General features: G+C 62.6%; 12 protein-coding genes. 8 read left to right on the forward strand and 4 right to left on the reverse strand.

Going from position 1 to position 14,160, the window contains the following annotated elements; genetic code table 11:
* Positions 1 to 132: 132 nt before the first annotated feature.
* From ACAX43_RS10745 to ACAX43_RS10755, 3 genes are read right to left on the reverse strand one after another with little or no spacing between them, the layout of a single operon-like run.
* The gene (locus ACAX43_RS10745) at positions 133 to 1,146 is read right to left on the reverse strand and encodes an ABC transporter permease (RefSeq protein WP_370708384.1); all 1,014 of its coding nucleotides are present in this window, start codon (positions 1,144 to 1,146) and stop codon (positions 133 to 135) included.
* The gene (locus ACAX43_RS10750) at positions 1,127 to 2,614 is read right to left on the reverse strand and encodes a sugar ABC transporter ATP-binding protein (RefSeq protein ID WP_370708385.1); all 1,488 of its coding nucleotides are present in this window, start codon (positions 2,612 to 2,614) and stop codon (positions 1,127 to 1,129) included. Before ACAX43_RS10750 ends, ACAX43_RS10745 begins: the two co-directional genes overlap by 20 nt.
* 2 nt (positions 2,615 to 2,616) lie before the next feature.
* Entirely contained in the window at positions 2,617 to 3,633 is a 1,017-nt protein-coding gene (locus ACAX43_RS10755) for a LacI family DNA-binding transcriptional regulator (protein ID WP_370708838.1), read from the reverse strand.
* Positions 3,634 to 4,000: 367 nt separating this feature from the next.
* Between ACAX43_RS10755 and ACAX43_RS10760 the strand changes: the two genes are divergently transcribed.
* From ACAX43_RS10760 to ACAX43_RS10785, 6 genes are all read left to right on the forward strand, one after another.
* Entirely contained in the window at positions 4,001 to 4,654 is a 654-nt protein-coding gene (locus ACAX43_RS10760; protein ID WP_370708386.1) for a protein-L-isoaspartate O-methyltransferase, read from the forward strand.
* Positions 4,655 to 4,713: 59 nt separating this feature from the next.
* Positions 4,714 to 5,037 (forward strand): rhodanese-like domain-containing protein, encoded by a 324-nt coding sequence (locus ACAX43_RS10765; RefSeq protein WP_370708387.1) that lies wholly within the window; start codon positions 4,714 to 4,716, stop codon positions 5,035 to 5,037.
* Between the two features lie 441 nt (positions 5,038 to 5,478).
* Positions 5,479 to 5,943, forward strand: a complete 465-nt coding sequence (locus tag ACAX43_RS10770; RefSeq protein WP_370708388.1) for a DUF2844 domain-containing protein — start codon at positions 5,479 to 5,481, stop codon at positions 5,941 to 5,943.
* Entirely contained in the window at positions 5,943 to 7,277 is a 1,335-nt protein-coding gene (locus tag ACAX43_RS10775; RefSeq protein ID WP_370708389.1) for a DUF3443 domain-containing protein, read from the forward strand. The genes ACAX43_RS10770 and ACAX43_RS10775 overlap by 1 nt, the downstream gene beginning before the upstream one ends.
* Positions 7,278 to 7,421: 144 nt before the next feature.
* Positions 7,422 to 7,865 carry a DUF2844 domain-containing protein gene (locus tag ACAX43_RS10780; RefSeq protein WP_370708390.1) on the forward strand — a complete coding sequence of 148 codons (444 nt, stop codon included), beginning with the start codon at positions 7,422 to 7,424 and terminating at the stop codon, positions 7,863 to 7,865.
* 399 nt (positions 7,866 to 8,264) lie between these two features.
* Positions 8,265 to 9,365, forward strand: coding sequence for a DUF3443 domain-containing protein (locus tag ACAX43_RS10785; protein ID WP_370708391.1), 1,101 nt, complete (start codon positions 8,265 to 8,267; stop codon positions 9,363 to 9,365).
* A gap of 100 nt (positions 9,366 to 9,465) precedes the next feature.
* On the opposite strand, the gene ACAX43_RS10790 is transcribed toward ACAX43_RS10785, so the two are convergent.
* Complete coding sequence (locus ACAX43_RS10790; RefSeq protein ID WP_370708392.1) at positions 9,466 to 10,797, reverse strand: aspartate aminotransferase family protein; 1,332 nt, start codon at positions 10,795 to 10,797, stop codon at positions 9,466 to 9,468.
* A gap of 350 nt (positions 10,798 to 11,147) precedes the next feature.
* Here ACAX43_RS10790 and urtA point away from each other — a divergent pair, with 350 nt between their 5' ends.
* Both urtA and urtB read left to right on the forward strand, forming a co-directional pair.
* Positions 11,148 to 12,446, forward strand: a complete 1,299-nt coding sequence (gene urtA, locus ACAX43_RS10795) for an urea ABC transporter substrate-binding protein (RefSeq protein WP_370708393.1) — start codon at positions 11,148 to 11,150, stop codon at positions 12,444 to 12,446.
* A gap of 87 nt (positions 12,447 to 12,533) precedes the next feature.
* On the forward strand, positions 12,534 to 14,159 hold the full coding sequence (gene urtB, locus ACAX43_RS10800; protein ID WP_370708394.1) for an urea ABC transporter permease subunit UrtB: 1,626 nt from the start codon (positions 12,534 to 12,536) through the stop codon (positions 14,157 to 14,159).
* The last annotated feature ends 1 nt before the right edge of the window (position 14,160 follow it).

The following is a 14,160-nucleotide window of genomic DNA, read 5'->3' on the forward strand; positions in this document are numbered from 1 at the left end:
GGCGCTTCAGCGCTTACTCCAGCCCCATAGCGCTTACTCTGATCCCATGCAACTTAGTTGCGTTTATGAGGCATTCATTCGCCCCGATTCTCGAACTTGCCGTCTCTCCATTTGAAGCGCACCACCTACCGCCTATCGCCGTCCGCGCTGCACGAACGCGACGAAGATAATCACGACGCCCTGCACCGCCGCGTTCAGATACACGCTGATGATGCTGGTCAGATTCAGAATGTTGGCGATCACCGACAGCAGAATCGCGCCGATCACCGTGCCGACCACCCGCCCCTCGCCGCCCTTCAGCGCGGTGCCGCCCACCACGACCGACGCAATCGCCTCAAGCTCCCACAACAAGCCGGTGGTCGGCGTGGCCGAGCCGAGCCGCGGCACGTACAGCACCGTCGCAACGCCGACGCAGATGCCGAGCAGCACATACGTGACGATCTTCACGGTATCGACGCGAATCGCCGCATACCGCGCGACCTGCTCGTTCGAACCAATCGCCTGAACGTGGCGGCCGAACGCCGTGCGATTGAGGATCAACGCGCCGCCCGCGGCAACCACCAGGAATACCCAGATCGGCACCGGTACGCCAAACAGACTCGCGTAATAAACCGGCCCGTATAAGTCGGATAACGAATTATCCAGAGTCAGCGCGCCGCCATCTGCGAGCCACGTCAGCACCGCGCGAAAAATCCCCAACGTGCCCAGCGTAACGATGAACGGCTCGATGCGTCCCTTGGTAATCAGCAAACCGTGGGCACAGCCGAACAAGCCGCCGAGCACCAGTGCGAACACGATGCCGAGCGTCAGAATCAGCAAGGGCGCGAGCGCATGTCCGCCGATACCCGCCGCGAGTCCGTTCATCAGCCAGATCATGCTGCCCGCGATCAGCGCCGCCATCGACCCGACCGACAGATCGATGCCGCCCGAAATGATCACGAAGGTCATGCCGACCGCGATGATGCCGATGAACGACGTACGCGTGAGCACGTTCATCAGGTTGTCGAGCGTCGCGAAATCGCGATTGAGCAGCGTCCCGGTGACGCACAGCACGATTAGTCCAACGAAGGGCCCGAGCGCATACAGACGATGCGCAAAGCGCAACGCGCGGCCGGATTGCACGGCTTCAGTGGGTGCCGGTCGCATGGGCGATCAACTCCTCTTCGGTCAGATGGTCGAGCGTGAGCGTGGCTTGCAGGTGTCCCGCGCGCATCACGGCGACGCGGTGGCATAAGCCGATCAGCTCGATCAGTTCGGATGAAATGACGATCACCGCGCGGCCCTGCGCGGCGAGGCGATGGATCAGGAAATAGATGTCGCGTTTCGCGCCGACGTCGACGCCGCGGGTCGGCTCGTCGAGCACGATCACGTTCGGGTCGGGTTGCAGGAACTTGGCGAGCGCGAGCTTCTGCTGATTGCCGCCGGAGAGCATGCGCGCGCGGCTCGACAGGTCGCCGGTACGGATGCCGAAGTCGCTCACGGCTTGGGTCAATGCCGCACGGCCCGCTTTCAAGTCGAGTAGCGGATGCGCGTAGCGTTCGAGCGTCATCAGCGTGACGTTGTCCTGCAGGCTCAGGTTCACGTGCAGGCCTTTGCCTTTACGGTCTTCGCTCAGATACGTGAGGCCGTGGCGCATCGCGTCGCGTGGGCTCTTCAGATCGGCGCGGCGGCCGGCGATTTCGATGTGGCCCGCCGTGCGTTTGCGTAAGCCGATAATCGCTTCGAATGCTTCGGTGCGGCCTGCGCCGACCAGTCCGGCAAAGCCGAGCACTTCGCCGGCGCGGACATCGAAGCTCAGGTCTTCGACCCAGTTCGGCACGGTGAGGCCTTCGACTTTCAATGCGATCGGCGCGTCGGCGGGCACCGTGATCTTGTCGGGAAACATATCGGACACGTCGCGTCCGACCATCAGGTTCGCCATCTGCTGCCGCGCGAGCCCAGCCGTTTCGCCGCGCGCGACGAAGCGGCCGTCGCGCATGACGATCACTTCGTCGGTGATGCGCTCGACTTCGTCGAGCTTGTGCGAGATGTAGACGATCGTCACACCATCGGCTTTCAGCTTCGCCATCAGCGTGAAGAGACGCTCGGTTTCGGACGGCGTGAGCGTGGCGGTCGGCTCGTCCATGATGAGAAAGCGCGCGCGGCGCGACAGCGCCTTCGCAATCTCGACCATCTGCTTTTCCGCGACGATCAACTCGCGCACCTTCGTTTCCGGCGCTTTCTCGAGACCGACCTGGGCGAGATAGCGCGCGGCGTCGGCGCGCATCGCGGTATCGTCGACGAACCAGCCGCGCCGTTTCTCGTGGCCGAGATACATGTTCTGCGCGATCGTCAGATGCTCGGCGAGATTGAACTCCTGGTGAATCAGCACGATGCCGACCGCTTCCGCGTCGCGCGAACCGTTGAACTGCTGCGCGTGGCCGTCGACCAGCAAGGTGCCCGACGTCGCCGTCTCATAGCCGGCGAGGATTTTCATCAGTGTCGATTTGCCCGCGCCGTTCTCACCGAGCAACCCGTAAATGCGCCCGGGCGCCAGGTCGAAGCTCACGCCGTGCAGCACGCGCACCGGTCCGAAGTCTTTGCGGATGTCGTCGAAACGGACGGCGAGGCTCATGCTCAAGCGCTCCTGCGGATCACGAGCCGATGCGGCAGCAGCACGCCCGGCACGTTGGCCAACGGATTCGCAAGCCGTTGCAGCAAGAGGCGCGCGGCGGTTTCACCGAGTTCGCGCATCGGCTGGGCGATGGTGGTGAGCGGCGGATCGATTTGCGCGGCGAGGGAGATATCGTCGAAACCGACCACCGCGATGTCGTCCGGCACACGCTTGCCGACGCTGCGCAAGCCGTGGATCACGCCAATCGCCAGCGTGTCGGACACCGCGAAGATCGCGCTCGGCGCGTGCGGCTGTTGCATCAGCAAAGCGGCAGCCGATGCGCCCGCTTCGTAGTCGAGACTGTTCAGGTTCATGCGCCAACACGCGTCCGGCGTGATGCCCGCTTCAACCAACGCGTCCAGATAGCCTTGCTGGCGCTGCCGCGCGTACAGGTAGTCGACATCGGAATTGATCAGCCCGATCCGCCGATGGCCGCGCGCGAGCAGATGCCGTACCGCGTCGCCCGCTGCCCGATAGTTGTCGATGCCGACATACGGCACACCCACCGCCGGATCGAACTCGCAGCACGCGACCCACGGCAACGCACTGGACGCCTCGCCGAGCGCCTGCTGGATAGCAGCGGGATCGAGGCAGATCGCGCCGTCCGCGCGGCGGCGCCGCAGCAGATCGAAATAGCTGCGCTCGCGGCCCGGATCGGCGCCCGTGTCGCATAGCAGCATGAAATAGCCGTGCTGACGCGCCACGCTGTCGATGCCGCGCACGATCTCGGCATAAAAGGGGTTGCCGACGTCGGGCACCATTGTCAGCAGCAGGCGGCTTGCGGCGGTGCGCAGGTTGCGCGCGAGTTCGTTGACGCGATAGCCGCTGGCGTCGACCGCCGCCAGCACCTTGTCGCGCGTGGCCGGCCGCACGTTCTCGTGGCCGTTCAGCACGCGCGACACCGTGGCCACCGAGACTCCGGCCTGCTCCGCCACGCCGGCGATCGACAGGTCTTCGCCCGCACGCAGTGCCCGCGCCACAGGCTGCCGAGCCGCCTTGGACGACTTCGTGGAGACCGCTTTGGACAACGATTTGGACACGGAAAGCCGCCTCGAAAATGTAATCGATTACATTTTTGGACGATCAGAGCGGGAATCGCAAGGACAGATCGCTAGGGATTAACACGGAGGCGACCGGGCGTGGCGAGGGCCGGCCCGGGGGGCGCCCCAGGCGGCGCGGCGCCCGCAACGGCACGGGCTCGCGTCGCCATTTGGTACAATTCCGCAGTTACCCTGCCGTGCCCCACGTTCCCTGTCATGCCCGGAGCTGTACCCGGTGTCATCCCCGGAGGCCGCCGGTCAGTGGCCAAGATTCGCAAACTCGCCAAACCAAACTGCCGAACCCACCATGAACATCGAGCAAGCGCGTTTCAACATGATCGAACAGCAGATCCGCCCCTGGGAAGTGCTCGACCAGGACGTGCTGAATCTGCTGTCGATCGTCAAGCGTGAAAACTTCGTCCCCACCGTCTACCGCGATCTGGCCTTCGTCGACTTCGAAGTGCCGCTGCCCACCGGCCAGCACATGCTGGCGCCGCGCGTCGAAGCGCGCGTGCTGCAGGAACTCGCAGTGAAGAAACATGAAAGCGTGCTCGAAATCGGCGCCGGCTCGGGTTATATGGCCGCCTTGCTCGCGCACCGCGCCCAGCATGTGCTGACGGTCGACATCGAACCGGAACTGGCTGAACTGGCGAAGAACAACCTGATCGCCAATGGCGTGCTGAACGCCGAAGTCGCCACTGGCGACGGCTCGCGCGGCTGGGCCGGCGCGGCACCGTATGACGTGATCTGCGTGTCGGGCGGCCTGCCGGTGCTGCCGCAGGAAATCCTCGAACAACTGAAAATCGGTGGCCGGCTGGCGGCTTTCGTCGGCACCGCGCCGGTCATGAAGGCACAGGTCATCACGCGTATCGACGAAAAGCAGTACCGTATCGCCGACGTGTTCGAAACCTATGTCGAGCCGCTGCTGAACGCCGTGCAGCCGCCGCGCTTCAAGTTCTGATTTGCACGTTTTTCTGTACGGCCGGCGCGCTGCCGTCCTCTGAACTGGATGTCCTGCTGATGCAAAATCTGACCGCTCCCGCGCTCGCCGAATGGCTCGCCGATCAATCGCGTCCCGCGCCCGTGCTGCTCGACGTGCGCGAGCCGTGGGAAATCCAGACGGCGTCGCTCGCCGGCGCCGTGTCGATTCCGATGCGTGAGATTCCCGCGCGCAGCGAAGAGCTCGACGACGACGCGCAAATCGTCTGCGTGTGCCATCACGGCGCGCGTAGCGCCCAGGTCGCGATGTTTCTCGAATCGCGCGGCCATACCAACGTCTTCAATCTGCAAGGCGGAATCGACGCGTGGTCGCGCCAGGTCGATCCGTCCGTTCCCACCTATTGATCGTACGGTCGCGATGATCCGCCAGCGGGTGCCGGTTCTCGCGGCCGTTCTGGCGCTTCATTGCGCGGTTCTCGCGCTTCCCGCCCAGCAACGGCTAGGTGATGTCGCTCACGCAGCCGCTGATTCTCGTCGATAGCGGGTACCGCTACGCGCAGGGCAGGCTCGCGGTGGATTCGGCGCGGGTGGCGTTTGGAGAGGCGATACCGCGAGTGATGCGAACTATCAGCGACGTTTCATTCGTTGCGCCCGTGGGCTGCCTGCTAATCGTCGCTATGGGGCGGCATTCGTTGTCCTTCGCACCTTCTCACCATGGGACGGCTTGCGACATCCCTGACACCTTCCTTTCATTACGACCTTTCTTATCCGCGCTGCGGAAATTTCGTACGGTTTCCTGATCATCGCGCGGGCACCATGCTCCGACTATTTTCGGGGAGCAGTGTGATGAGACTTGGGAAGATCGCGATGCTGGCAACCATGCTGTCGCCGCTTGCGTCGTATGCAACTTTGGGCGGTGCGCCGAGCGCCGGTACGCCCACTCAAACAATGCTGCGTGCCGCGCCGCAATCCGCCGCAGGAGTCGTGACCGCTAGCGCCGCCGCACCCTACATCACTCGTGAGACGCGCGACTCCAACGGCGTCACGATTCGCGAATACGTGCTGTCATCCAACATCGTGTTCGCCGTCACCTGGGAAGGCCCGATCCGTCCGGACATGACTGCGCTTCTCGGCAGCTATTTCCCAAACTTCGTCGCTGCCGGCGAAAGCCGCGCGCGCGGCACCGGTCCGCTGATCGAAAGCAACGGTGACTTTCGCATCGAATCAGCCGGCCGCTTGGGACATTTCTTCGGCATGGCCTATCTGCCGCGCCTGATGCCGGCCAACGTCCGCCCAGGCGATCTGAAGTAATGCGGCGTATCGATTTCGCGGAAAACAACAAGATGACGACGATCAACAAGACACTCTGGGTCGCGCTGGTAGCGCTTGGCCTGACACTGTCCGCGTGTGGCGGCGGAAGTGATGGAAACGGCAGCAAGAACAATGGCTCCATCGCCTGGTCCGCCGATCCCGACTGGATCAAGAAACCGGACGGCTCGGGCAGCTCGGGTAATTCGGGGAATACGTCCAGCAATGGCAGCAACACGGTGCCGATTCATGTCGACAATTCGATGGGCAGCATCAACATGCTTTCCGCAACGATCACCGTGTGCGTCCCCGGCACGCAAGGCGCAAGCCAGTGCACGACGGTCGACCGCATGCTGGTGGATACTGGCTCGGTAGGGGTACGCATCATGGCCAGCGCATTGCCGACACTCGGGTCCCAGTTGCTGACGCAAGTCGGCGCCGTCGACGACGCAAGCGGCGTCGCACCAATCGCCGAATGCATGCCGTTCGGTTCCGGCACGACCTGGGGCTCGGTGAAACGCGCCGATGTCAAAATCGGCAGCCGCACGGCAAGCAATCTTCCCATCCAGTTGGTCGGCGACGGCGCGTACGCCATCCCGTCGGACTGCGTCGCGCACGGCGGCCCAGACCTCAGTACCGTCGAGAAACTCGGCGCCAACGGTATTCTCGGCATCGGCTACGGCACGTATGACTCGAAAGACGCATTGACCACCGCGCTGCCGGGGAATTACTACTATTGCACGGCCAACAACGCTTGCTTCAACACGCGGATGTCGATGACCAAGGAAGTCATGAACCCGGTCGCCGCCTTCCCGAGTGACAACAACGGCACGATCATCCGCCTGCCCAAGCTGCCAACGGGAGGCCAGGCGAGTGTCACCGGCGAACTGATATTCGGTATCGGCACGCAGTCGAACAACGCGTTGCCGTCGAATGTGAACGTTCTGGCGTTGGATGAATACGGTGAATTCACGACTCAGTATCAAGGTCAGGTGTTCAACTGGAGCGCAATCGACAGCGGTACAAATGGGTTCGCTTTCCAGGACGATTCGATTCCCACTACGGCGGGCTGGTACACGCCGCTAACCGCGCTGAACCTGGCAGCCACGATGGAATCCACCAATGGCAAGGGAACGCCCGTCAATATGCCCTTTACGATCGACAGCGCCGTCCGCGTGTCGGCGAACGGATACGCCGCTTACGACAACGTCGGCTGGTACCACTCCGGCTCGAAAATGTTCATGTGGGGGCTGCCTTTCTTCTACGGACGCAGTGTGTACACGACGGTCGGCAAGGGCACGATAGGCAAGCAGGACGGACCGTTTGTCGCGTTCTGACGGAATGGATGTTGTTGATGCAGGAGACGGCGCTTTCCAGCGCCGTCTCCTGACGTCGTTTCTGACATCTCATTGAGACTTTTCCGGCACTCTCATTAATCGCCCGCAGGCAACATGCTCCGACCTATTTTTTGGAGCAATGTAATGAGATTTGTAAAGATCGCGCTGGCTGCTGCGGCACTGTTGCCGATCGCGTCATACGCGGCGCTGGGTGGGGCACCGAATGCGGGTTCGGCCCCGCGTTCCTTGCTCCAATCGGCAACGCCTGCTTCCTCTTCCGCGGCTTATACCGTGCGCGAATCGCATGACGCAGACGGCGTCAGGATTCGCGAATACGTGCTGCCGACAAACGTGGTGTTTGCTGTCACCTGGCAGGGGCCGATACGCCCCGACATGGTAGCGCTCCTCGGCAATTACTTCCCGAACGCAGTCTCCGCTGGCGCAGGACGCGCGCGCGGCACCGGTCCGTTGATCGAACGCAGCGGCGACTTTCAAATCGAGTCAGCGGGCCGCCCGGGGAACTTCTTCGGCAAAGCAGTTTTGCCACGTCTAGTCCCGGCCAATGTCCGTGCTGACGATCTGCAGTAACGCGGCGCATCGATTTCACGGAACACAAGAAACATGAAAACCCTCAACAAGAAACTTTGCTTCGCGCTGCTAACGGCCAGTTTGGCTCTTTCAGCCTGCGGTGGCGGCGGTGGCGACAACGGCAACTCGAACGCGACCAAAGACAACGAAAAACCGGCAACGCCGACGCCGAGTCCTACGCCGACTCCTACACCGACACCGAGTCCCACTCCGAGCCCGAGCCCTGCACCGAGTCCAAGCCCAGATGCGGGCGTGGCTGGTGACGTTCCTACTCCAACGCCGACTCCAAGCCCGGCGCCCACTCCGAGCCCAACGCCCACTCCGAGCCCGACTCCAACGCCGACTCCAACGCCGACTCCGACGCCGACGCCGAGCCCAACTCCGACTCCAGTCGCCGACGTGAACACTGCGCCGATCGTCGTCGATCGGACAATGGGCGAGACCAACATGCTCTACGTGAGCGCGACCCTATGCCTCCCCGGCTCGCAAGGCAGCACCCAATGCTCGACCGTCGATCATATGCTGCTCGACACCGGTTCGGTCGGCGTGCGGGTGATGGCAAGCGCGCTAGGTTCGACGCTCGCGTCCCGCTTGCCGGCACAGACCGGGGCCTCCAACGATCCGACCGGAGGCGCTCCAATTGCCCAATGCGCGACTTTCATGGGCGGCTATACATGGGGCTCGATCAGACGAGCCGACGTGACAATCGGAGGCAAAACGGCTGGCAATCTGCCGGTCCAAGTGATCGGCGACGGCGCATATGCCATGCCGGCGGAGTGCAATTCCCGTGGCATGATCGACCTCAATACGGCAGCGGCGCTTGGCGCCAACGGCGTGATCGGCATCGGCCATACGGCACGCGACTATCCGCTTGCAGCGCGACAAGTATTGTCGGCGACCTACTACTACTGCCCTTCCACGGGCTCGTGCACGGGCACGCGCGTACCGCTCGATACGCAAGTCATGAATCCTGTCGCCGACTTTACCTCCGACAACAACGGCACCATCATCCGTTTGCCGGCATTACCCGCCGACGGTCAGACGACAGCCACGGGCGAACTCGTGTTCGGCGTCGGGACGCGTCAGAACAATGCGCTGCCGTCGACGGCGAATATCGTGCCGGTGGATCAGAACGGCTTCTTCACGACCGTGTACAAGGGCAGTACGCTCACCGGCGTGTTCGACAGTGGCACGAATGTGTATTACTTTCCGGATGGCACAATTCCCTACGTGGGCGTCTGGTACACACCATCGTCCCCCCTTAGCCTGTCTGCCGTCTTGAAGGCGACTAGCGGAGTCGGCACACCCGTCACTGTGCCGTTCTCGGTTGGCAACGGGCTCAGCTTGCGGGCAAACCTGAACGCAGCCTACGATAACCTCGGCGCGAGACTTTCCGGAGGTTTCATGTGGGGTCTGCCGTTCTTCTTCGGCCGCAATGTGTACACCGTGCTGGAAGGTGCGAAGATCGGTACGCAGACCGGGCCGTTCGTCGCCTTCTGACCTCAACATCCGTACGTGAATCAAACAAGGGGTCGGCGCCTCATGGCGCCGACCCCTTGCCTTGCAAACCGTCTTGCCATCAAAAACCACTGCGCTGCCCCTAATCCGTCTCCTTCAACACCTCAGCCACCGTCCTGAATATCTCATCAATCTGCGCCTCTTCAATAATCAACGGCGGCGAGAACGCCAGAATATCGCCCGTATATCGCGTCAACACGCCCCTCTCAAAGCACCGCACGAACACATCATAAGCACGCGCGCCTGGTGCACCCGCACGCGGCGCCAGCTCCACTCCACCCACCAGTCCAAGATTGCGCACATCGATCACATGCCGCTCGCCGCGTAGCTTATGAATGGCGTTCTCGAAGATCGGTGCCATCCGCGCGGCTCGCTCAAACAGGTGTTCGCGCTCGTAAAGATCAATCGTCGCGCAAGCCGCAGCCGCCGCAATCGGGTGTCCTGAGTATGTATACCCGTGAAAAAGTTCGATCCCACCCGGCGCACCGTTCACGATCGAATCATGAATCTTCCCACTAGCCGCAACCGCTCCCATTGGTGCAGCCGCATTGTTGGTGCCTTTAGCCATCGTCAGCAGGTCAGGCGTTACGCCGAAATACTGCGCCGCGAATGGCGCACCTAAGCGCCCCCACCCAGTAATCACTTCATCGAAGATCAGCAGGATGCCGTGCTTGTCGCAGATCTCGCGCAGCCGCTGCAAATACCCTTCCGGCGGAATCAGCACGCCGGTCGACCCAGCCACCGGTTCAACGATCACCGCGGCAATCGTCGACGCATCATGCAGCGTCACAAGCCGCTCCAGCTCGTCCGCGAGATGCGCACCCCACGCCGGCTGTCCTTTCGAAAACGCCGCCTCCTTGATATTCAGCGTATGCGGCAAATGATCGACCGAAGGCAGCAGTCCACCTGAAAACGCCTTGCGATTCGGCGCAATACCGCCCACCGAAATCCCGCCGAAGCCCACGCCGTGATAACCACGCTCGCGTCCAATAAACCTCGTACGCTGCCCTTCGCCACGCGACCGGTGATAAGCCAATGCAATCTTCAGCGCGGTATCGACCGCTTCCGAACCGGAGTTCACAAAGAAGATGTGCTTCAGATCGCCAGGCGTATGCCGCGCGATTTTCGTGGCGGCTTCGAAAGCTTTCGGATGGCCCATCTGAAACGTCGGCGCGAAGTCCATTTCGGCCGCCTGTGCCTGCACGGCCGCCACGATCTCGTCGCGGCAATGCCCGGCGTTGACGCACCACAGCCCGGCGGTGCCGTCGAGAATGCGCCGGCCATCGTGCGACGTGTAGTACATCCCCTTCGCGCTTGCCAGCAGTCGCGGCGCGCTCTTGAACTGGCGGTTAGCCGTGAAAGGCATCCAGAACGCGGACATATCGGGTGTGTCGACAGTGGCGCTATCAGTCATATCCTGTCTCCTCGCATGGGTAGTCCTTCAGTGTAGGCAGAGCACGGCGCATGCACAAAGGGGCGACGGTCATGCACCGTCCACGCCCGCTGACCGATAGACACGCTTCGTTGCGGCGCGACACGCACCTGAACGAGGCGAAGGCCCTGCTCCTGCACCAATTTTGCGCGGCGTGACGCATAACCGACGTAGTGCATCACCGCGTCGCAGCACGCAATTCACGGCCTTCAGGTCGAAATTGCCACATGGCATGTGCCTTGCAATACACAAGCGGCAAGTCATGCGGGATAAGCCCTGCTGTCTGAAATCGACGCCCATAAACACTCACCATCAATGGCAAGGGGAAATACATGAAACGTCGCAGTCTGTTGAAGTTCGGCTCCATGTCGGGCGCACTGGCGCTTGCTGGTCAGGTTCCGTTTGCTCGCGCGCAGGCCGGCAGCGGACCGATCAAAATGGGCGTTCTGCACTCCTTGTCGGGCACGATGGCGATCTCGGAGACATCGCTGAAAGACACCGCGCTGATGACCATCGCGGAGATCAACAAGAACGGCGGCGTCATGGGCCGCCAACTGCAGCCGGTGGTGGTCGACCCGGCGTCGAACTGGCCGCTGTTCGCCGAAAAAGCGCGCCAGCTGATCACCCAGGAAAAGTGCGCTGTCGTGTTCGGCTGCTGGACGTCGGTGTCGCGCAAGTCGGTGCTGCCGGTGTTCGAAGAACTGAACGGCCTGCTGTTCTATCCGGTGCAGTACGAAGGCGAAGAAATGTCGCGCAACGTGTTCTACACGGGTGCCGCACCGAATCAACAGGCGATCCCCGCAACCGAATACCTGATGAGCGCGGAAGGCGGCGGCGCCAAGCGCTTCTTCCTGCTGGGCACCGACTATGTGTACCCCCGCACGACCAACAAGATCCTGCGCTCGTTCCTCAAGTCGAAAGGCGTGCAGGAAGCCGACATCCAGGAGGTCTACACGCCGTTCGGCCACAGCGACTATCAGACCATCGTCGCGAACATCAAGACTTTCTCGCAGGGCGGCAAGACCGCGGTGATCTCGACCGTCAACGGCGACTCGAACGTGCCGTTCTACAAGGAACTGGGCAACCAGGGGCTGAAGGCATCCGACGTGCCGGTCGTCGCGTTCTCGGTCGGCGAAGAGGAACTGCGCGGTATCGATACGAAACCGCTGGTCGGCAATCTCGCGGCATGGAACTACTTCATGTCGCTGCGCAATCCCGCCAACGAGAAGTTCAAGAAGCAATGGGCCGCATGGGTCAAGGACAACAAGCTGCCGGGCGGCACCAGGCGCGTGACAAACGACCCGATGGAGGCGACCTTCGTCGGCATCCACATGTGGAAGCAGGCTGTCGAGAAGGCGAAGAGCACGGATGTGGACAAAGTGCGCGTCGCGATGGTCGGCCAGCAGTTTGCCGCGCCGTCGGGCTTCACGCTTGAAATGGACGGTAATCACCATCTGCACAAGCCGGTGATGATTGGTGAAGTACGTGCCGACGGCCAGTTCAACGTGGTGTGGCGAACCAAAACCGCGCTTCGCGCGCAGCCGTGGAGCCCGTTCATCGCCGGCAATTCGAGCAAGCCGGATGTGGTCAGTTCGATTCCGGCATTTCTGAAGCGTTCGCGGGTTGCCTGACAGGACGGATCGCGACGACTCCGTGCGCGGCAAGCGGCTCTTTAGCTCGATGCCGCGCCGCCCGCCCGTTTTTCTTCAAAGGCCATCATGGCGTTTTCATTTCCGACATTCGCGCGACGCAGCATCGGCGGCCTTGCGCTCGCGCTTATCGTTAGCGCGCCGTTTACCGCTTTCGCGCTCACCGCGGCCGATGTCGCGCCGCTCACCGGCGACGACTTCGATGCGAAATCCGCGGCAATCGACAAGCTGATTGCCGACCACACCAAAGAATCGCTCGCCGTCCTCAAAGCCCTGTCCGAGGATAACGCGCTCGCCACCGATTCCGGCGCCGTGCTGCTGCAAGACGGCGACACCGCACGGGATGTCGTCACCGGCAAAACCGTCGCCGCGGACAACGCGCAACCGGTCACGCTGAACAATCTGCTGCGCGCGAAAGTGGCCGGCGCACTCTCCGGCCTGCAACTCGATTCTTCCGACTCCGCCACACGCGGCGCCGCGATTACTGCGCTATTGCAAAACCCCGATTCGTCGATCAAACCGCTCGTCGATGCGGCTCGCGCGAAGGAAACCGACCCGGCGCTGAAGAAGCGCCTCGACACGCTGTGGGCGATGACCGCGTTGCACGACGCCGACCCGGCCAAGCGGCTTGAAGCCGTGCAACTGGTCGCCGCGCGGCACGATCTCGACATGAACGAGCTGCTGCGTCCGCTCGTCGCGAGGAAGCCGGACGGCACCTTCAACGAAGCGGACGACCGGGTTCGCGCCGCCGCGCAAAGCGGCATCGACGAACTCGATTCGATCCAGCGCCGCAGCCAGATTGCCGGCACGCTGTTCGCCGGCCTGTCGCTCGGCAGCGTGCTGTTGCTCGCTGCATTGGGCCTCGCGATCACGTATGGGCTGATCGGCGTCATCAACATGGCGCACGGCGAATTCCTGATGATCGGTGCCTACGCCACCTACGTCGTGCAGAATCTGTTCCAGCGCTTCGCGCCCGGCGCGTTCGACTGGTATCCGTTGCTCGCGGTGCCGGCGTCGTTCGCCGCCGCCGGGCTGGTCGGCATCGTGCTCGAACGGCTGGTGTTGAAGCATCTGTATGGCCGTCCGCTCGAAACGCTGCTGACCACATTCGGCGTGAGCCTGATCCTGATTCAGGCGACGCGCATGCTGTTCGGCGCGCAAAACGTGCAGGTGATCAACCCCGCGTGGATGAGTGGCGGCGTCACGGTCTTGCCGAACCTGATCCTGCCGTACAACCGGCTGGCGATTCTGGCGTTTTCGCTGATCGTCGTCGGGATTGCGTGGGCTGTTCTGACCAGGACGCGCCTGGGTCTCTTCGTGCGCGCCGTCACGCAGAACAGAAGAATGGCCGCGTGCGTCGGCGTCAAGACCGCGCGGGTCGATTCGTATGCGTTCGCCTTCGGCGCGGGCATTGCGGGTTTGGGTGGCTGTGCGCTTTCGCAGATCGGCAATGTAGGCCCTGATCTTGGCCAGAGCTACATCATCGATTCGTTCATGGCCGTGGTGCTCGGCGGCGTGGGCCAACTCGCCGGCACGGTGATCGGCGGCTTCGGGCTCGGGCTGGTCAGCAAGGCGATCGAACCGTTCTGGGGCGCGGTGCTTGCGAAGATCGCCGTGCTCGTGCTGATCGTGTTGTTCATCCAGAAGCGTCCGCAGGGCATGTTCGCCCTCAAGGGCCGTAGCGCGGAGGCATGAG

It is taken from the genome of Paraburkholderia sp. IW21, assembly GCF_041321145.1.
In the GTDB taxonomy this organism is placed as follows: Bacteria; Pseudomonadota; Gammaproteobacteria; order Burkholderiales; family Burkholderiaceae; genus Paraburkholderia.

Coding starts and splice junctions, on each gene's coding strand:
- urtB (WP_370708394.1), top strand. CDS start 12,534: ATGGCGTTTTCATTTCCGACATTCGCGCGACGCAGCATCGGCGGCCTT.
- ACAX43_RS10750 (WP_370708385.1), bottom strand. CDS start 2,614: ATGAGCCTCGCCGTCCGTTTCGACGACATCCGCAAAGACTTCGGACCG.
- ACAX43_RS10745 (WP_370708384.1), bottom strand. CDS start 1,146: ATGCGACCGGCACCCACTGAAGCCGTGCAATCCGGCCGCGCGTTGCGC.
- ACAX43_RS10790 (WP_370708392.1), bottom strand. CDS start 10,797: ATGACTGATAGCGCCACTGTCGACACACCCGATATGTCCGCGTTCTGG.
- ACAX43_RS10775 (WP_370708389.1), top strand. CDS start 5,943: ATGCGGCGTATCGATTTCGCGGAAAACAACAAGATGACGACGATCAAC.
- urtA (WP_370708393.1), top strand. CDS start 11,148: ATGAAACGTCGCAGTCTGTTGAAGTTCGGCTCCATGTCGGGCGCACTG.
- ACAX43_RS10770 (WP_370708388.1), top strand. CDS start 5,479: ATGAGACTTGGGAAGATCGCGATGCTGGCAACCATGCTGTCGCCGCTT.
- ACAX43_RS10760 (WP_370708386.1), top strand. CDS start 4,001: ATGAACATCGAGCAAGCGCGTTTCAACATGATCGAACAGCAGATCCGC.
- ACAX43_RS10780 (WP_370708390.1), top strand. CDS start 7,422: ATGAGATTTGTAAAGATCGCGCTGGCTGCTGCGGCACTGTTGCCGATC.
- ACAX43_RS10765 (WP_370708387.1), top strand. CDS start 4,714: ATGCAAAATCTGACCGCTCCCGCGCTCGCCGAATGGCTCGCCGATCAA.